Annotated in this window: 14 protein-coding genes; 11 read left to right on the top strand and 3 right to left on the bottom strand. The window is 37.4% G+C overall.

Translation table 11 applies throughout. The annotated features are described in order from the left end of the window. The first annotated feature begins 44 nt into the window (after positions 1–44). Positions 45–827: a hypothetical protein gene (locus tag V9G42_03090; protein ID MEI2758403.1), complete on the top strand. Its 783-nt coding sequence runs from the start codon at positions 45–47 to the stop codon at positions 825–827. A gap of 501 nt (positions 828–1,328) precedes the next feature. Next, entirely contained in the window at positions 1,329–1,508 is a 180-nt protein-coding gene (locus V9G42_03085) for a hypothetical protein (protein MEI2758402.1), read from the top strand. Positions 1,509–1,511: 3 nt separating this feature from the next. On the opposite strand, the gene V9G42_03080 is transcribed toward V9G42_03085, so the two are convergent. After that, positions 1,512–2,822, bottom strand: a complete 1,311-nt coding sequence (locus V9G42_03080; protein MEI2758401.1) for a serine hydrolase — start codon at positions 2,820–2,822, stop codon at positions 1,512–1,514. 80 nt (positions 2,823–2,902) lie between these two features. Here V9G42_03080 and V9G42_03075 point away from each other — a divergent pair, with 80 nt between their 5' ends. From V9G42_03075 to V9G42_03045, 7 genes are all read left to right on the top strand, one after another. Further along, positions 2,903–6,961, top strand: a complete 4,059-nt coding sequence (locus tag V9G42_03075; protein ID MEI2758400.1) for a fibronectin type III domain-containing protein — start codon at positions 2,903–2,905, stop codon at positions 6,959–6,961. A gap of 114 nt (positions 6,962–7,075) precedes the next feature. Next, a complete protein-coding gene (ssb, locus tag V9G42_03070; protein ID MEI2758399.1) occupies positions 7,076–7,516 on the top strand; it encodes a single-stranded DNA-binding protein in 441 nt (146 codons plus the stop codon). An 82-nt stretch (positions 7,517–7,598) separates the two neighbouring features. Further along, entirely contained in the window at positions 7,599–8,909 is a 1,311-nt protein-coding gene (gldE, locus tag V9G42_03065; GenBank protein ID MEI2758398.1) for a gliding motility-associated protein GldE, read from the top strand. Beyond that, a complete protein-coding gene (gene gldD / locus V9G42_03060) occupies positions 8,906–9,472 on the top strand; it encodes a gliding motility lipoprotein GldD (GenBank protein ID MEI2758397.1) in 567 nt (188 codons plus the stop codon). The genes gldE and gldD overlap by 4 nt, the downstream gene beginning before the upstream one ends. A gap of 374 nt (positions 9,473–9,846) precedes the next feature. After that, a complete protein-coding gene (locus tag V9G42_03055) occupies positions 9,847–11,223 on the top strand; it encodes a tyrosine phenol-lyase (GenBank protein ID MEI2758396.1) in 1,377 nt (458 codons plus the stop codon). A 267-nt stretch (positions 11,224–11,490) separates the two neighbouring features. Further along, complete coding sequence (locus V9G42_03050; GenBank protein ID MEI2758395.1) at positions 11,491–12,336, top strand: hypothetical protein; 846 nt, start codon at positions 11,491–11,493, stop codon at positions 12,334–12,336. 25 nt (positions 12,337–12,361) lie between these two features. Beyond that, the gene (locus V9G42_03045; protein MEI2758394.1) at positions 12,362–13,009 is read left to right on the top strand and encodes a hypothetical protein; all 648 of its coding nucleotides are present in this window, start codon (positions 12,362–12,364) and stop codon (positions 13,007–13,009) included. On the opposite strand, the gene V9G42_03040 is transcribed toward V9G42_03045, so the two are convergent. Next, on the bottom strand, positions 12,987–15,293 hold the full coding sequence (locus V9G42_03040) for a two-component regulator propeller domain-containing protein (protein MEI2758393.1): 2,307 nt from the start codon (positions 15,291–15,293) through the stop codon (positions 12,987–12,989). The genes V9G42_03045 and V9G42_03040 overlap by 23 nt on opposite strands. Positions 15,294–15,402: 109 nt before the next feature. Here V9G42_03040 and V9G42_03035 point away from each other — a divergent pair, with 109 nt between their 5' ends. Next, entirely contained in the window at positions 15,403–16,545 is a 1,143-nt protein-coding gene (locus V9G42_03035; GenBank protein MEI2758392.1) for a glycosyltransferase family 1 protein, read from the top strand. On the opposite strand, the gene V9G42_03030 is transcribed toward V9G42_03035, so the two are convergent. Next, on the bottom strand, positions 16,495–18,627 hold the full coding sequence (locus V9G42_03030; GenBank protein MEI2758391.1) for a YfhO family protein: 2,133 nt from the start codon (positions 18,625–18,627) through the stop codon (positions 16,495–16,497). The genes V9G42_03035 and V9G42_03030 overlap by 51 nt on opposite strands. A gap of 101 nt (positions 18,628–18,728) precedes the next feature. On the opposite strand from V9G42_03030, the gene V9G42_03025 reads away from it, so the two are divergent. Next, the gene (locus tag V9G42_03025) at positions 18,729–19,097 is read left to right on the top strand and encodes a DUF2255 family protein (protein MEI2758390.1); all 369 of its coding nucleotides are present in this window, start codon (positions 18,729–18,731) and stop codon (positions 19,095–19,097) included. Position 19,098: the final 1 nt, after the last annotated feature.

Raw genomic sequence — 19,098 nt, 5'->3', positions numbered from 1 at the left:
ACAGCCCTATTCCTCAATATTTGTATAAAGAAAAAATCGGACTCATGAAATTGAAAAAGTCTATTGGAACACTGCTGTTAATGATGATAACTACATGTCTTCTGGCAGGTGATAAGGTAATTTATACTGTAAACTTTAAAAAAAATGAGACTTTTAAAGTTTCAGGTGGTGTTATTAATGCAGAATATTGGGAAGTGCGTAACGACTCTGCTATATTTACTTCAAACAACAGATTGTGTAATGAAAAAGGAAACTATCGCTATCAGGTAGAAGTAACTTTAATGGCAGATGGTAAGCTCAATGCCGGTGACCAGTGTATTATCTACATTATGCAAAACGAAGCCATTGCAAAATCGTTCGTTGTTAAAGGAACTGATATGGCAGAAAGTAAAATTTTTAAATACGAGGTTGAAGGTGAGAAATCGCCTGTTCTGAAAGTAAACATTGTACTAAAATCTTTAGGTGTTGACCGTGCCTGGAGGCTGACGGATGATGCTGTCAAAATCATTGCAATATCCAAAGATGACGACCCTGAATTGAAAGTTATTCAACATGCAAACACATCCAGCATTGTGTGGAAGTGCAAGACTACAGAAAACCATAACTACTTTATTGTAGAACGCTCTGCCAATGGTACCGATTTCAGCGAAGCCGGATTGGTAAAAGCCAACCGTAACAATCAGATAAACTACTATTCTTTTGTTGACAGGACCGATGCAGCCACAACAAACTACTACCGAATAAAACTAAAATCTTTTAGCGGTGACGAAATTCAATATGGCGAAATAGTTAAGGCCGGAAAAGAAGATGTTGCTAATGGTAAGTAGGGGAATATAGTGATGCTGGTATTTAAAAAATCTCCTTTGTGAGATTTTATCAAACAAAATATTTAATCTTTTTAAATGAAGTTATCCGGATGGTGAAATAAATTGTCCATATTATAAAAAATCGTTGTTGACAGGTTATGAAGCATCCTTCTATCATAAGAACAATGAATTTTTATTTGCTATTTTTCTTAGCTTCACTTTGTAAACTTTTTTTTCTGTGTCCTCTTTATTTGCGGCAGGAGTAGCGACTCTCCTTTAATTTTACTTTCCAGCTAATATCAAAGTTGCTGAATTTTTAATTACAGATATATTTTACCCAAAAGGTATTTAAATTTTTATGCAATATTATTTTAAAACTAACCTTGTTACTTTTTGTGGCAGCTAAATCAACATATTGAGTTTTTTCTTTCGTGAAACAGCAATGAATAGCCCCGGGCAAATACAATGCTGCTGTAACCTTGGCATAATTTTTACAGTACAACCTGCATCTAAAGGTTTAATATGAAACAATCTGTTAAAAAGAAAACCATCAATCCCTTCAATAAAAAAGAGCTGATAGCTTTATCAAAAACATGGAAGCTAAAACTTTCTCAACTAAAAGACCTGATGGGTGTTACAGGGAGTGCACGATTGGATGTTTTGGAAAATCATCTTCGCAAAACAGGTCTGTGGCAGTTATAGCAGCTATTTTTTTCTAATAAATTTAAACTGCTGCAGACGGTTATTCCTAGTCTGTATTTCTAAAAAATAAAGTCCTTCATTTAACATTGAAATATCAACTTTTCTATTTGAACTAATTTTGCCTTGCAAACAACATTGACCATGTATGTTGTAAATAAAATATGTTGATGTTTCTGCATCAAGCTGTAAAAAATTGTTTGCAGGGTTGGGATAAAACCACGCCAGGCTGTTTGTATTTATTTCGTTGACCGAAGTCGGACAAAATGATAAACTGTCAATATAAGTCCATAGTTCATTATCAAAAACGGTAACAGCAGACTGACTGCTATAAGCCGAGTCTCCCATGCGTACAACCACCAGGTTTTCTGATGGCACAACATAAATTTTTTGATCGTTTTTTCCCAATGCAGCAAACAAGTCCGGAGGAGCAGAGGGTAACAACATTCCCGGAAAAACTATTTGCACCTGGGGTATCATAAACGAAGATTTGCCGTTAAGCCACCACAGATAACCATAAGAGTTATTTAAATTTTGTGAAGTATTACTCATAGCAGAAATATATGCTGTGTCTTTCATTATGGTATCATTATTCCAGATTCCTTTACTTAATGTTAGCAAACCAAAACGAGCCATGCCTCTTGTCTTACTGTAAAACACTGCATCATACCATAGTCCACCCATGCCAATTTTAGAACTCAAAAAATTTGTGGTAAAAGCATTGTAAGACACGCCACTTGTTACGCTGATTACATCTTGAAGATGTTTATATGCACCGGAATGATATGCCCATCGTGTTCCCGCATCAGCAAGGTAGTTAAGACATGCTTTTGATGAATCGTTTACATCGCATGGTGGTGGTGGCGAATCATCCAATCCACTTGTCATAGTAAGTAAATGTCGTAATGTGATGAGGCTTTCTTTGGCAGCTGGTGCACTTGTCCATCCGGTGCCGAGATATTGCGATACAGATGATTGAATATTTACGAAACCTTTTTCCTGAGCTACTCCTGTGAGAAAAGCAGTGAGGCTTTTTCCTGCCGATGCCCAGTAATGAATAGAGTCAACAGTATAGCTGCCGAAATATTTTTCAAGAACAATCTTTCCATCTTTAAGAATGATAAATCCTTTTGTATGTCTGTCTTGTAGAAACTGGTATAATGAGTCAATACGTGGTTGACACCAGTTTAAAGCCGAAGGTGATAGTGTGTCCCAATTGTTTCCGGTTAATGGTGGAAAATATAGATTCTGTGCAAAAAGTGATTTTGAAAACAGCAGCCAAATTATCAGTATGCCTCTTTTTATTAAATTATTCATCTGAAAGCAACATTTATTACAAAGATATTTTGAAAATAAGTAAAATATAATATATTTGAAACCTTATAATCCTCAAATTTATGAACAAACGATTTTACTTATTACTATTAATTTGTCTGCCCATGATGTTGTGGGCACAGAATCTTAAACCTGTAGCACAAAAAATATTTTCTGCCAAGCAACAGCAGGCTGTGTTTGCAACGGAGAACCTATTTACTGTTAGTCCGGACAATGAACAACTGAAAAGACAACATGCAGCTACTGCAACCAAAGCAACTTTTGTTGAGTTGAACAAGTCTGCTATTGCTTCTTTAATGAGTCAGCAGCCTGACTATTTATCATTGCGAATTCCTATCAACAATAATACTATTCAGGTTGATTTGTATAAAGCAAACATTTTTACTCCTGATTTTAGTGTTACATCAGCAGGCAGTAATGGCGGGGCTGTGAACTATACTCCCGGTTTACATTATCAGGGAATTATTAATGGTGATAACAATTCCATAGCAGCCATCAGCATTTTTGATAATGAAGTGATGGCATTGATTTCTACTCCATCGGCAGGAAATTTCGTTATTGGCCGTTTGGAAAACAATCGTTCTAACCTACATGTAATTTATAACGATGCAGACCTGACTTCCAGACCTGCAATGGAATGTGCAACACTTGCCGACAACGGAACTTATACACCTCAAGAATTGCAGTTGCCTGCCAACAGAGGTATGATGGTAAACTGTATCAGGTTGTATTGGGAAGTAAATTACAATATTTTTCAGGGAAAAGGAAGTATTACAGATGCTGCAAATTATGTTACTGGAATTTTCAATCAAAGTGCCATCATCTATACCAACGATAACATTCCTGTAGAGTTGAGTGAGGTATATGTTTGGGATGTGGTTAGTCCTTATACAGGAACAACATCTTCAAATTACCTGAGTCAATTCCAGACATACCGTACAAGTTTCAATGGCGACCTGGGTCACCTGCTTGGCTATGGTGGTGGTGGTGGTATAGCTGCAGGTTTCAGTGGCATTTGTGCATCAAACATCAACTCAAGTAAATGTTATAGCGGTATCAACTCATCTTATAGCAATTTCCCTACTTACTCATGGAGCGTAATGGTTGTTACTCACGAACAAGGTCATTTAATGGGTTCGCGACATACACATGCTTGTGTGTGGAATGGAAACAACACTGCCATTGATGGTTGTGGTCCCGCAGCAGGTTATGGTTATGAAGGAAGCTGTAGTGGCGCACCAATTCCTTCGGGAGGTGGAACTATAATGAGTTATTGTCATTTGAATTCCGTAGGTATCAATCTTTCTTTAGGATTTGGTTCACAGCCACAAGCTGTAATCATTAATAAATATAACAGTGGCGCATGTTTGACTGCATGTATTGGTATGGCATGTATGCCTCCTCCGGGAATGAACACCACTACTGTAACGAACACCTCTGCTGTTTTTAACTGGACAGCAGCAGTAAGTGCATCAAGTTATGTGTTGCGCTATCGTGTTGTTGGTACTTCAACATGGACTACAGCTACTGCAACTGCTTCACCTTATACAGCTACAGGTCTGACAGCGGGAAGCAACTATGAGTGGCAGGTGCAGACCGTTTGTACAGGGGGTTCTTCTATATTTACGATTTCAACAACATTTACCACACTTCCGTTTACCTGCAGTATTCCTACAGGCACTTCAACAACAAATATAAATTCAACTTTTGCAACATTTAGCTGGACAGCAGTTGGTGGCGCATTAAGCTACAATGTTCGCCATCGTTTAGTTGGTAATGCAACATGGACTACAGCAAATACAACATCAACAAGCTACACCGCTTATTCTTTGACAGCAAGTAGTAACTATGAATGGCAGGTAGAAACTGTTTGTGCAGGTGGAACAACTTCAGGTTTTTCTGCATCAATACCTTTCTCTACAACAGCACAACCATGCAACACGCCACAAAATAACTATACAACATCCATCTCGTCAACCTCAGCTGTGCTAAACAGCTCTCCCGGTAGTGGTGGCGGTTCTTATAACCTTCAGTATAAAAAAGCAAGCAATTCAACATGGACAATTTTAACTAATGTATCTACTCCATATACGTTAACAGGTTTACAGCCCAACACTAATTATCAATGGCAGGTACAACTGGTATGCGGGTTAACCGTTTCTCCTTGGAGTAGCACTGTTCCATTTACCACATTATGTGATACACCAACAGCAGTAACTACCCCTACCGGCACCATTAATGTTTGTGCAGGACCTGTTGTTCTTTCTGCAAATTCAGGAACAGGACTAACATATCAATGGCTCAATAATGGTAATGTGATTTCAGGTGCCAACAACTCCACATACAATGCCACCGTAACTGGCAACTACGCAGTAGTGGTTACAAATTCAAACCTCTGCAGCAGCACATCTGCAATAGTTAGTGTAAGCATAGGTGCAATGACAGGACAAATTGCTCCATCAGGAACGGTAAGCTTTTGTGCAGGCTCTAATGCAACTTTAAATGCTACTTCCGGTCCCGGATTTACTTACAAATGGTATAGAAACAATGTACTGCTTTCAAGCACAGCTTCTTCTATTAACATTGGTTCATCCGGAACTTATTATTGTGTCATCACATCAGGGTCATGTACTGTAACAACAAACACTGTTGTAGGAAATCAAATAAATAACCCTACACCTTCAATTTCTCATACTACACCTACTTCTTTCTGTAGCCCCGGTTCAGTAGTGCTCACAGCAAATACCTTTACCGGTGTACAGTATCAATGGCAGAAAAACAGTGTGGACATAAATGGTGCAACATCACAGAATTATACAGCAACATCTAATGGCTCGTACAGAGTTGTTGAAACTGCCAATGGTTGCTCTAAATCAAAAACTATTGCTGTAAATACTGCTTCTTCTGTTTCAGCTTCTATCTCTACCAACGACCCAACAACGCTCTGTAATCAGGGAACCGTAACAATGTATGTAAACAATCCTATTCCCGGATATAACTATCAGTGGAAAAATAATGGCAATAACATATCTGGTGCCACATCAACAAGTTTTACTGCCAATGTTTCAGGAAACTATTCTTGTAATGTTAGTGCAAGTTGCGGCAACACAAACAGCAATGCTATCATTGTAAGTATAGGAAGTTTTAATGCACAGATAAATCCATCGGGCAATCAGATAATTTGTACTGGAGGTTCAATGTTATTGAGTGCATCATCAGGAATAGGTTTTACACATCAGTGGTATAAAAACGGCAACATCATTTCCGGTGCAACAAGTTCAACATATTCTGCAACATCAGGCGGTAGTTATACGGTATTTATTAATTCACCCTGTGGCAGTGGAACATCACCTGCTGCAGTGTTAACTGAAAATAGTGTTTCTGCTTCTGTTAGCCCTGCAGGAACTTCTACAGTTTGCAGCGGAACACCAATGACCTTTACTGCTAATAGCGGAGCAGGTTACACATATCGCTGGTTTAGAAACAATGTACTACGTCCAGGAAACAGTCAGATCATCAATGTTACTTCTGAAGGTCAGTATAAAGTTGAAGTTTCTATAAATGGCTCCTGTGCGGTGACAAGTAACATTGCTGTTTTAGACGTCATCAACAATCCTGCACCCGTAATTACACCTACAAGTGCAACTATCTGTAATGGAGCAGCACAAGTTTTTACTGCAAATAATTTTACAGGAGTAACCTACCAATGGTACAGAAACAGTGTATTAATTCCGGGAGCTACAGCACAAACCTATACTGCAACATTAGCAGGACAATACAAGGTTACAGAAACAGCCTTTGGTTGCGACAAAACAAAATCAGCCCAACTCACAGTAACATCTTGTCGTGAGCAGGGCGAGGGCGCTATTTCTGAAGTGTTAAACAACATCAGTATATCACCAAATCCATTTACTGATCAGTTAAATATCTTTGTTCTATCAGAAAAAGAAGGTAATGCAGAAATTCAGGTTTTGGATATGCTAGGCAAGATTGTTTATCGTTCTGTAATCACCTTAAATCAGACGTCAGAAATCAACATGGATGTTCCTGCAGGAATTTACATGTTGGCTATTCATACTGATGGAAAGTATCAGGTGCAGAAAATTGTGAAATCAAGATAAGAAATACAATCCTAAAAAAAGACCCTGCATAAGCGGGGTTTTTTTATGTCCAAATTGCTATATTTGTAAGCATAAACAAATACACATTCGTTACGCAGTTAAATAAAAGCAATCATGTCAGGAGTTAATAAAGTAATTTTAGTAGGCAACTTAGGAAAAGACCCGGAAATGCGTCATATAGATGGCAACATAAGTGTAGCAAAGTTTCCATTGGCAACATCTGAAGTTTATAAGAACAAGGACGGGCAGAGAGTTACACAAACAGAATGGCATAATGTGGTGTTGTGGCGACAGCTTGCAGAGACTGCAGAAAAGTTTTTGAAAAAAGGCAGCTTAGTCTATATTGAAGGAAAACTACGCACACGCAACTGGGATGACAAAGACGGCAATAAAAAATACATTACTGAAGTCATTGGCGACAGCATGACATTACTAGGTCGCAAAACTGATGAAAACGGAAATCCCTCAACAGGCACTACTGACAAAACATCAACAACTGAACATCCTGCATCTGATGCAAGTCATTCTGAATTAAATGATGATTTGCCATTTTAACTGCATTGCATGGCTTTTAATACCCAACTAAGCCACTTCATCCTATATTTGCAGGAAATTACATTGTATTCAACCCCTCAACATGCCTGTCGTCAGTAGCTTGTTACTTACCAATTTTTCATCCTATTCATTTACCGGTGATCTGATTGTTATTCTTATAATGCTTTTGCTTTCTGCTCTTTTTTCAGGAAGCGAAGTCGCATTTTTCTCGCTGCGTCCTGCACAACTTCAGTACCTGAGAGATGAAAAACCAACATACATCAATAAAATAATTCTACAATTACTCGATCAGCCTAAAAAACTGCTTGCTACAATTTTAATTTCCAATACCTGTGTAAACATTTCATTAATCATTTTTTCTTCTCTCATTTTTTCAAACACACAGTTGCTGGGTGAAAATCCCATTCTCATCTTTTTTGTACAAGTTTTCAGTGTAACTTTTCTCATCACCATGTTTAGCGAAGTGTTACCAAAGGTTTATGCTGCACATAACAACCTGCGTATTCTTTCCTTTATGGCTTACCCTGTTTATATAATTGGAAAAATACTGACACCATTTAGTGTTCCATTAGTAAAATCAACATCACTTTTTGATAAACATCTTAAACGCAAACGTACTAACGTAAGTTTGGATGAATTAACACATGCCATTGAAATTACCAGTGATATTGAATCTCCACCGGAAGAAAAACGTATTCTCAAAGGTATTGTTAACTTCGGAAATATTGATGTTAAACAAATAATGCGTCCGCTTCCCGATATGATTGCTTTCGGCTTACAAACACCATTTAAAGAGTTATTGCAACGTGTTATTGATGCAGGATATTCAAGAGTACCTGTTTATGAATCGTCTATTGACAATATCAAAGGGGTGTTGCATATAAAAGATTTATTGGCACACATTAAAAAAGAAAACTTCGACTGGCCACTTCTTATCCGTAAAACATACTTTGTTCCTGAAAACAAAAAGATAAATGACTTATTGCAAGAATTTCAACAACGCAAAATACACATGGCCATTATTGTTGATGAGTTTGGTGCAACACAAGGGCTTATTACACTAGAAGATGTACTTGAAGAAATAGTTGGAGAGATAAAAGATGAGTTTGATGATGAAGAACCTGTTTACACCAAAATTGATGAACAAACCTACGTATTCGAGGCAAAAACTTCACTGAATGAGGTATGTCGTATTCTTGAAATAGATATGACAATGTTTGATGAAATAGAAGGTGAAAAAGACACTCTTGCCGGATTGTTGTTGGAAATCAATCACACCATACCACGTATTGGCGAAGTAATATCATTCAAAAACCTGCGTTTTACTATTGAATCCGCTGACAGGCGGAAAATAAAACGTGTTAAATTGCAGATTATACAAGAACAGGAATGAAAAAGTTAATGTGTTTCTTACTTTTGGGCATACTAACATCTTGCAGCAAAACACCTGCACCAAAGCCGCGCGGTTTTTTTCGTATAGATATGCCTGAAAAAAAATACGCTTTGTTTACAGACAACTCTTGTCCTTATCGTTTTGAAACACCCGACTACAGTTATGTTTTGCCTGATACAAACCGATTTGCTGAGCCTTGTTGGAAATATATTCTCTATCCAAAATTTGGTGCGCAGCTTTATCTTACCTATAAGCCTTTAAAAAAAAACCTTACCCAAATGTCTGAAGACTCCAGAGGCTTTGCCTACAAGCATACCATAAAAGCAAATGGCATTGACGAAACCTTTATCAATACAAAAAATAAAGTTTATGGAGTAGTTTATGATATCGGTGGAAATGCAGCTAGCAACTTGCAATTTTATGTTACCGACAGCTTTCAGCATTTTTTAAGAGGGTCGTTGTATTTTAATACTATTCCAAATGCAGATTCGTTGCAGCCATCATTGGAGTTTATACGCAAAGATGTTTTGCAACTGATAAATACTTTACAATGGAACAATTAAAAAAATATCGTTACACACTTCTTTTATTGACAGCAACGCTAATTTTGTTTCAATCTTCTTGTCGTATTTTTAAAAAAAAATGTGATTGTCCGAAATGGAGTAGTCAGACAAAAAAAACACAGAAGGTTTAATTGTTATTTTTATTTCTGTAATTCTTCTGATTTTCATTTTAGAACAAAGTATTTAAGCTGCATTTTTCATTAAACTGATTTTAATCATATTCTTAACAGCTTAAAATGAAGTTTTTATTGGATTTTACCAATGAAAGTCAATTTTTAGTTTTTAGCTTTATTTTACTATTGCAAGCGAATTTTTTATTGTTTAAATAAATTCAAAAGTTATTTAAAAACACAACTTACAAAAAATAATTTATTATGCCAAAACATTCATGGGCAGAACCCTTTAAAATAAAAATGGTTGAGCTGTTGAAAATGACAACACCACAACAGCGTAAAAAAGCATTACAGCAGGCCGGTTATAACACGTTTCTTCTTAAATCTGAAGATGTATATATTGATTTGTTGACAGACAGCGGAACTTCTGCCATGAGCGATCAGCAATGGGCAGGAATGATGCTCGGTGACGAAGCTTATGCCGGCAGTAAAAACTTTTACCGTTTAGAAGAAGTAGTAAAAAAATATTATGGATTTAAACATCTTATCCCTACGCATCAGGGTCGCGGTGCAGAAAATATTCTGTCGCAGATAATGATTAAAAAAGGCGATATAGTTCCCGGTAACATGTATTTTACTACAACTCGTCTTCACCAGGAACTTGCAGGTGCAACATTTTATGATGTCATTATTGATGAAGCACATGACAGCTCCAACCTACATCCTTTTAAAGGAAATATTGATATAAACAAACTAGATAAACTAGTTAAAAAATTTGGTGCGAACAAAATTCCTTATGTCTGTGTAGCAACTACAGTTAACATGGCAGGTGGTCAGCCAATTTCTATGGCTAATATTAAAGAGCTTAGAAAATATACATCAAAGCTAGGCATTAAGGTTATGCTAGATATGACACGCATTGCAGAGAATGCTTATTTTATACAACAACGTGAAGACGGTTATAAAAGAAAAAGCATTGCAACCATTGTAAAAGAAATCTGCAGCCTGACCGATGGAGCAACCTTCAGTGGAAAGAAAGATGCATTGGTTAACATCGGAGGATTTCTGGCTTTAAACGATGATAAAAAGTTTGAAGAAGCAAGTAATCTTGTTGTTGTATATGAAGGCCTGCATACCTATGGCGGATTAGCCGGACGTGATATGGAAGCAATGGCAACAGGAATTATTGAATCTGTTAGTGATGATCATATCAGGGCACGAATCGGACAGGTACTGTATCTGGGAGATAAACTCAATGAAATGAATATTCCAATTGTAAATCCTGTGGGAGGGCATGGAATTTTTATTGACGCTAAAAAGTTTTTACCACACCTTAAACAAACACAGTTTCCTGCTCAGGCATTAGCTGCTGAAATTTATGAAGACAGCGGTGTGCGAACAATGGAAAGAGGTATTGTTTCTGCTGGTAGAAATAAAAAAACAGGCGACCACTACTTCCCTGAATTGGAATTGGTGCGGCTAACCATTCCGAGAAGGGTTTATACACAGGCACACATGGATGTGATTTCAGAATCAATTGAACGTGTCTATAAAAATCGTGAAAAAATAAAAGGATTAGAAATGATTTATGAACCTACTTATCTGCGTTTCTTTCAGGCAAGGTTCAAAAAAAGATAAGTGTTTTTTGTAATTATTGATTTCTAAAGGAGGCGTTTTGCCTCCTTTTTATTTTGAAGTAACTACAGAAAACAAACTATTTTTTACATTTTGTACCACCATATTGCATTTTGTACAATTATTGTTGGATTAAGCTTTTTCAAAAGTATATTTGAAAAAAATAATCCAACTTTTAATTAACTAAAATTTACAACCACAAACCGATATTTAAGTTATCCTGACAGAAAATAAACCGCTCTTTTTTACTGTCTAACTAAAACCAAAAACATGAATAACAGAATTATCGGATTTTTTACAGCAGCCCTAACACTTACCCTGCTTGTAACCTCTTGTAGTAACCCCGAAGAAAAAAAAGAAACTGCAGTTGCTGCTGCCAAACAAATGGCAGCAGCACCTGCGCTGCCTAACGAGCATTTAATGACAGTTGTCGAAGCTGTTTCGCTGATAAAAAACTATTTGGAAACCATAAACAACAGTACCATTGCTTCAGAACTTAAGAGCTTGCCCATCGGTGGTGCCTTCTCCGCAGAAGCATTGTTGCAAATGACAGAAGAAGACCCGGAAGCCAACGGATACATATTTTATGGATTCAGTGATAATGAACCCGCCACTCTTTTTAAAGATGTAAAAATGCTGGCAGCATGTAAGTTTAATTATGATGTTGATCAACCTGCAAATTTTGCCACAACAGACAATGCTGATATTTACCTGATAAACGACACTTTAAAACATGCCTATGATTTACTGACACCCGAAGCCATAACAAACTATCTTTCACAATACAGAAAAACAATTCCCACAGCGGCATCTGTTTATAAGTATGGAAAAATCAAAGAAAACATGAGTGCCTACACCTCTTTTTTTAATGAAACCTTTGGTGATGGTACCGTTAAATGGCCTTATGCCTTATTTTCATCTGAGGACTTTTTAACCCGGTTGTATGAGGCAACCAATGGCGAAAATAATTTTGGAGGTATCCGCTATTACTTTGGTTTGGACAAAGATGGCGAAGACAGTAAACTAAGAATTATTATTTTTGCTGTTGACAAATCCGGAGCAAATGTAGTAGTTGATAATAAAATTCTCGAACGACATTGGCCCCCCTCATCATGATTAAATGGATTCTTTTTTTACTCGGATGCTTGCAACCTGCATTGAAGTGCTGGTGGCATTATTCGGAGTAATGATATTTAAGAAAGCCGGACTACAATTCCGGCTTTTAATTTTGTTGCTTTTGTATGGTGCAGCAACTGATATTTTTGGCTGGACATTTTATAAAACAAACCGCTCCTATGTACTGTTGGCTGTGGATATTTATACTCTGGCAGAAGCATTACTCATGGTTTTCATAATTGAATCATCAGGACTATTTAACAATCTAAAGAAGCTTTTTAAACTAATTTACCTATTGCTTTTTGTTTGCTATGTACTGGTATTTATCATTCTGCCATTAGTAAGTGATAATGGTGCTTATCGAGGAACTTATTCTTTTGGCTATTTATCAATCGTTGCTGTTTTAGCAGCATGGGCATCGCTAAAATGGATTGAAGGTGTAGGAAACAAACTCAATAATCCTGTTTTTACATTGCTAATAGGGGTATTTATATACACTTTTTGCAGTGTGTTTATTGACTCTTTTATTGGTACAACTATAGGCGATGCAGTATGGTGGATTCATGATGTAGCTAACATAACTGCATATCTGATTTTTGCTTATTGTTTTTTCCTTATTAAAAAGTCCACAACAACAGAAAAATCGGTAATTAATTCACCAAAAAAAGTTTAGTTACACACGTGTTGTCACCTTTTTCATCGGTGGCAAAAACCAAATACACTCCTGTATGTGCCCGCTTGCCTTCAAAGTTGTTACCATCCCAAGTAGCAATTCCACCTTTAGCTGTTGTTTCATAAACTACATTTCCTGCAATATCAGTAATTTTAATATTACCATTTGCTGTAACGCCACGCACTGCAATAGGACCATTATAATTTTCTTTCACCGGGTTGGGAAATACTTTTAATCCTGAGCACGATTCTGCACCTTGTGTTGCATCGCCAACATAAGAAATCAATCCTTTATCGGTACCGATAAAAACTTCGCCTGTAACCGGATCAATGGCAATTGAAGTAATTGTGTTTGAAAACAAAGGGCTGTTTGAAGTATTAAAGTTCTGAATTTGCTTTGTGCCATCAGCAGAAAGCAAAAAGACGCCTCCACCATTGGTGCCAATCCATTTTCTGTTGGCTCCATCAACTGCAATTGCAGTAATAATTTCTTTGTCTAAAAGATACTGTGTAATACCATCAATAGTTATCAGAATTTTTTGTGCTTTAACAGCTGTGCTCCCTGTTGCATTTCCGGGAGAATAAATAACAGCAATACCCTCTGATGTTCCAAGCCAGATCTGCCCTTCTTTATCTTCTACTATACAACGAACATCATTTACATTTAATCCACCGGTCTCCTGAGAAATTCTTGCTGAGGCTTGCGCCACAGGATCATATACAATCAAACCATTGCTGATTAAGGTTGTCCATATCTGACCATAAGAATCGCATAAAATATCTCCAAAAAATATATTTACTCCTGATGGAATAACAGCCTGTAGATTGATTGCCTGCCAAACACCATCTTTACTCATTACATTTAATGGTGTGTTTACCCCTGAATTAACTACCCAAAGATTTCCAGCAGCATCATACGCTAAACCGCCAATTTTTGTTTGTCCCGGATTTCCAAATGCTCCTTTTAAACTGCTATTGTCTTTATTGTACATCTTCACCGGAACATTATTATCAAATTCAAAAACACCATTGATGCGCGAACCCAGAAAAAAGTGCCCTGGATTTCCGGGCTCCCTGACTACGGATTGCAAATCGAGCATTTGATTGAGATCAACATTTGAATTGGTAATAGTTTTTACATTCCATGTTTTCCACTGTACACCATCAAAAGTTGAATATCCATCAGTACCATAACTGTCGCTCCAGCGGTTGGTGCCATGTGTAGTCACCAATGATGTGCCATTGTGAAATACAAAACTTGCATTGGGCGATGCCGGGCTGTTTGGAACGGTAAATGTTATGTTGTTATTGTCTGTATAGTTTACCAACCCATTGTTACGATCAGCAATGTAAAGTTGATTGCCACTTCCTGTAGCTATGCCAAACATATCTGTGTTCTGATAGTTAGCACTACCATATATCTGTCGTAATGATTGAAAATTATTATCCCATTCATTAACAGAATAATTATTCACTGCATAAAGGCGGTTATTTTCGGTTTTTAACTGTCGCAGCTCAAAGCCTCCACTAAGCAATGTGGTTCCTGTTGCAAAAGTTGTTGTGTTAACGATAACTACACTATCCGCTGTGGCAGAATGAAAATTAACAGCCAGATTACCATTGAGCCAGCACATCTTATTAAATGTAACTCCGGTAAAAGTATTTGGATAAACCATTTGCCATTCTGCAAAATTATTGAGTGATGGATTGCTTATTTCTCCTCTGAGAATTCCGCCTGCAATGGCAGCATAAATATAGGTACCATCAGTAGTAACCGAATAAACAGGAACTTCATTTCCGGTGGTTCCAACAACGTAGGTCTCTTTTATTTCAGCCTTTATTAAATCGAGAGCCAGAACACCAAAACCTGTTGCCAGGTATGCAAACTTTGAATTAAACGTTACATCGTTAATGGTTTTATCACCGGTAGCTGTTCTTCTTTCAACATCAGAAACATTTATGATGCCCGTACTTGATATCAGGTCAATATTGGAATTTACATAGCCCACAAAAACCACATTTTCTGAATGGCTGTAATCCATCAGTCTGATGCCGACATCAGAAAGTCCATTTATTTTTGAATAGCGTTGAACACTGTTATCTGATTTATCAATAAAATACACAGCCTGATCGGTGGCACAATAAACACGCTGGGCTGTATTCGCCACAAACTGTGACTGTGTGAAAGAAAGGTGCTCGCGCCATGAGCCTAAAGGCAGATTTTGCGAATGGGATTGTATTGCTGATAGTAGCAGAAAAAGGACAATAGACAGCTGTTTGTACATATGGTTCGGGATACGGAATATATAACTCAACATGAGGGAATTTATTTTATGGCCTGCTATGAGTTTCTATTTAAAATACTTTTGCACTACAAAAATATAAATAATCGTAATGGCGCTGATAGCGGTAAACACCAGAATGTTGCTTAAAGAAAAGTTGGATGGAACAGGATGGTTTGCATTCGAGACCCTGAAGCGTATTGTCACACAGCACCCGGAGCATCATTTTATCTTTTTTTTCGATCGTAAGTTCCATTCTGAATTTGTCTTCAGCAATAACATTCTGCCTGTTGTTGTTTATCCACAGGCCCGGCATCCATGGTTATGGTACACTTGGTTTGAAATAAGCCTTCACAGAGCACTTAAAAAGTATAAACCGGATTTATTCTTCAGCCCCGAGAGTTTTATTTGCAGCAAAGCAACTGTACCACAGGTAGCAGTAATTCACGATTTAAACTTTGAACATTTTCCACAATATATGCCGGCACAGGTAGCACGTTATTACAGTAAGTGGTCGCGCATAGCAGCACAACAAGCGCAGAGAGTAGGTACTGTATCTGAATTTTCACGTCAGGATATTGTAAACACCTATAATATTAACATTGAAAAAACAGACGTGCTCTATAACGGCATTCATGACATGTACAAGCCGCTTTCAGCAAAAGAACAAGAGCTGGTGCGTAACCAATATACCACAGGATGCCGCTTTATATTATATACAGGCTCGCTGCATCAACGTAAAAACACAGCGAACATGGTGCGTGCCTTTGGACAATACAAAAAACAGTTTGGCGGAGAATTAAAGTTTGTGTTTGTCTCCGATAGAAATAAAATGGAAAGTGATTTGCAACTGGCACTTTCTGAAACAAAAATTGAAGACGATATAATTTTTACCGGACGACTTTCGGCAAAAGCCTTGGCACAACTTACTGCATCTGCAGAAGCAATGATGTATGTTTCGTTTTTTGAAGGTTTTGGCATTCCGATGATTGAAGCCATGCGCTGTGGTGTTCCTGTAATTACTTCCAATGTAAGTTGTCTTCCTGAAATTGCAGGTAATGCAGCAATATGCGTTGACCCACACAACGTAAATGCCATTACCGGTGCTTTGGAGCAGGTATTGCAACATCAGGAAGTTGCCGAACAACTAAGGCAAAAAGGTGAAATCAGGCAACAAGAGTTTTCATGGGATAAAACTGCTGCACTAACTTGGCATAGTCTGCAACTTGTTCTTGCTGAAAAAGGCAAAAAGTGAAAAACCTATTAATGCAAAAAGTGTAACTCCCGAAAGCAACAAAGTATAATATATCGGTTTGTTTTCATAGCAGTATTCTATCTGATGACTACCTTGTGTTAAAGGAATGGTCATAAACAAATAATCGGTAATAATGGGCTTAACTTCTTTTCCATTGTCATAAATTTTCCATCCGTGATAGTACTGCTGCATCAGTGTTAAAGCCGAGGGCGCCTTGGCCTCTGCATCAACAATTATCTTTCCGGGAATAAATTTTTTTACAGAAATTTTCTTGTCAGATGTTGGTTGAATATTCAAGTAGCCTGCTTTGTTTGCAGGTACATAACTAACATTATGCAAAGATGCAGGAGCAACTATAATGGGTTCTTCTGAATAAGCAATAACTGTGTCTGAAAAATAAATCCAGTTGTTGGCAATCTGCCTTTGCCTGAGCGATTCATCATCAACAAAGTTTACATAATTTTTCAACTGAAAAGAATTATATCCATCCCATGCAGGTTGTTTTTTAAATAGATTTAAGTTTCGCCAAAAAGGACTTACCCACCCTCCTGAGTCGTTGTTGAGTAAAACAGGTCGCACTTCAGGAACAGGAAAGTCTGCAACTGCTTTTTCTTTTACTTCTTTTGCTACTTCGGAGGTTTTTAGATTGTAGGTCACCGTCACTGGAATGTTTAATTGTGCAGCAGCAATTACATTGGCGGCAGACAATATTATCATGGACATCAAAATTTTTGCCCTATCTTTAATTAATAATGCCAGCAACATCATCACAATAAACAGCAATTGAATAAAACCCTGAAGTGCTATTGCCTGCGTAAACGAAATGTTGTTGAAAGCATCATGCCAAGGTTTAAAGTTCCAGTCCTGCGTATTCTTTATCCAGAAAAAAACAGTTGTTACTGCGGCAATGCCTCCTAAGGTGGCTAATGGTAGTTTAAGGCGGCTGAAAGCATCGGGTGCAGAGAGTGCCATGCCAGAAAGCAACATAATTCCTATAATAAAAAATAATCTATAAACCGAGGGGAACCGGAATAAATCAAGCATGGGAAAAGTATTGTAAAGCCAGCCAAAAACAGGCGTATAACTTCCAAAAGAAGCCAACAGCATGATAATAGTTGCTGCAAGAATAAGCCATGCAGAGCGCGATTTAGGTCTGATGATAAAAAGTAAAAATCCTGCCAACGGCAACATCCCAATAAAAACTGAAGACATACTGATGTCTGTTCCGAAAAATTCGCTGTCGCGTGCAGATGCCAGTGGAAACATAAGAGATATGAGTGACTGAGGTGAAAAAGGACCAAACGATGCTACTTTAAATGAGAGCCCTTCTGCACGCGCAAGATAATCTGAACTTTGAAAAACACTGTACAAAATACCCGATGAACACAACAATAACAGAACAACAGCAAGTATGCTATGCAGGAGAAAGCGTTTCATCCAATGTTTGCTCTGACGATTACGAATAAAAAGAAATACTGATACGGTTAACAGAATATAAAATAAAATGATGGCAAAAGCAGGATATCCTCCCGACACCAACAAGTAGCCAAACAAAGCAAAATGCAATGCAAAACGCCAGTGATTATGCTCTGCCATGTTCTTAAAAGCAAGAATGACAAAAGGTAACCAACAGGCAGCAATGGTAAAAGTCAGATGTTGCGCATTGCCTACAAACAAACCACAAAACATATAAGCAATGGAATTGATGAATGCGATAAACGGATTGATATGGAAACGTTGTAATAAAAACAACATACCAATGCCTCCACCAATGATATGCAACATAAATTCTATTTGCACACTGTAAAGTGTATAGGGTCCAAACAACGACATAAGCCAGACAACAGGATACCATACCCCACTTTGCGGGTCAGCATGCATCGGGTAACCAAACTGTTCGTATGGATTCCAAAAAGGTAAAATACCATTTCGCAGACACTGCACCACAAACATGCGCCACGGATAATACTGATCGGTGACATCCCACTTCAACGTATTCTGAAAAAATGCAACCTGATAGTAACCCACAAGGGCTATCAGCAACAGCAACACAAAAGGATACTTCTTTAAAAAATTTATCACGGGCGTAAAAATAAAAGGAATTAGTGATGTTAAAAAGATAAATTGATAATAGCAGCTATTTTTCCGATTTAAAAAATTACGTTTGTCATCAAACTTTGTACATGTCTGTCAAACTTCTTACCGATTACCTCCAGCATTATACCTTAATAGGAATTAAAAGTGGTATTAACAGAAAGTCATTTACAGACATTTGGATGGTAACAGTAGCAGGCCGTTTCTTTTCACGCAGTTGGAACAAAAGTAAAACTGGATGGTTTAATGAAATTTTAAAGAATGGTGCAGGTCAATTAAACCTTAACAACACCATCCTGAATGTTACAGTCAAAAAAATTGAAAAAGATGATGACATTCATCAGAAAATTGATTTGGCTTATCTTTCAAAATACACACAACCTGAAAATACTTCTTATGCTCATGGTATTTCACAACCCGATTATCATGACTTTACAGTTGAGTTTTTAATAGAATAAA

This window comes from Bacteroidia bacterium (assembly GCA_037045145.1).
Classification (GTDB): domain Bacteria; phylum Bacteroidota; class Bacteroidia; order AKYH767-A; family OLB10; genus OLB10.
Note: the sequence above shows the minus strand (reverse complement) of the source record. Positions and strands in the feature narration are given on the sequence as shown.

Coding starts and splice junctions, on each gene's coding strand:
- V9G42_03050 (MEI2758395.1), top strand. CDS start 11,491: ATGAATAACAGAATTATCGGATTTTTTACAGCAGCCCTAACACTTACC.
- V9G42_03075 (MEI2758400.1), top strand. CDS start 2,903: ATGAACAAACGATTTTACTTATTACTATTAATTTGTCTGCCCATGATG.
- V9G42_03025 (MEI2758390.1), top strand. CDS start 18,729: ATGTCTGTCAAACTTCTTACCGATTACCTCCAGCATTATACCTTAATA.
- V9G42_03040 (MEI2758393.1), bottom strand. CDS start 15,293: ATGTACAAACAGCTGTCTATTGTCCTTTTTCTGCTACTATCAGCAATA.
- V9G42_03090 (MEI2758403.1), top strand. CDS start 45: ATGAAATTGAAAAAGTCTATTGGAACACTGCTGTTAATGATGATAACT.
- gldE (MEI2758398.1), top strand. CDS start 7,599: ATGCCTGTCGTCAGTAGCTTGTTACTTACCAATTTTTCATCCTATTCA.
- gldD (MEI2758397.1), top strand. CDS start 8,906: ATGAAAAAGTTAATGTGTTTCTTACTTTTGGGCATACTAACATCTTGC.
- V9G42_03080 (MEI2758401.1), bottom strand. CDS start 2,822: ATGAATAATTTAATAAAAAGAGGCATACTGATAATTTGGCTGCTGTTT.
- V9G42_03085 (MEI2758402.1), top strand. CDS start 1,329: ATGAAACAATCTGTTAAAAAGAAAACCATCAATCCCTTCAATAAAAAA.
- V9G42_03035 (MEI2758392.1), top strand. CDS start 15,403: ATGGCGCTGATAGCGGTAAACACCAGAATGTTGCTTAAAGAAAAGTTG.
- V9G42_03055 (MEI2758396.1), top strand. CDS start 9,847: ATGCCAAAACATTCATGGGCAGAACCCTTTAAAATAAAAATGGTTGAG.
- V9G42_03045 (MEI2758394.1), top strand. CDS start 12,362: ATGCTTGCAACCTGCATTGAAGTGCTGGTGGCATTATTCGGAGTAATG.
- ssb (MEI2758399.1), top strand. CDS start 7,076: ATGTCAGGAGTTAATAAAGTAATTTTAGTAGGCAACTTAGGAAAAGAC.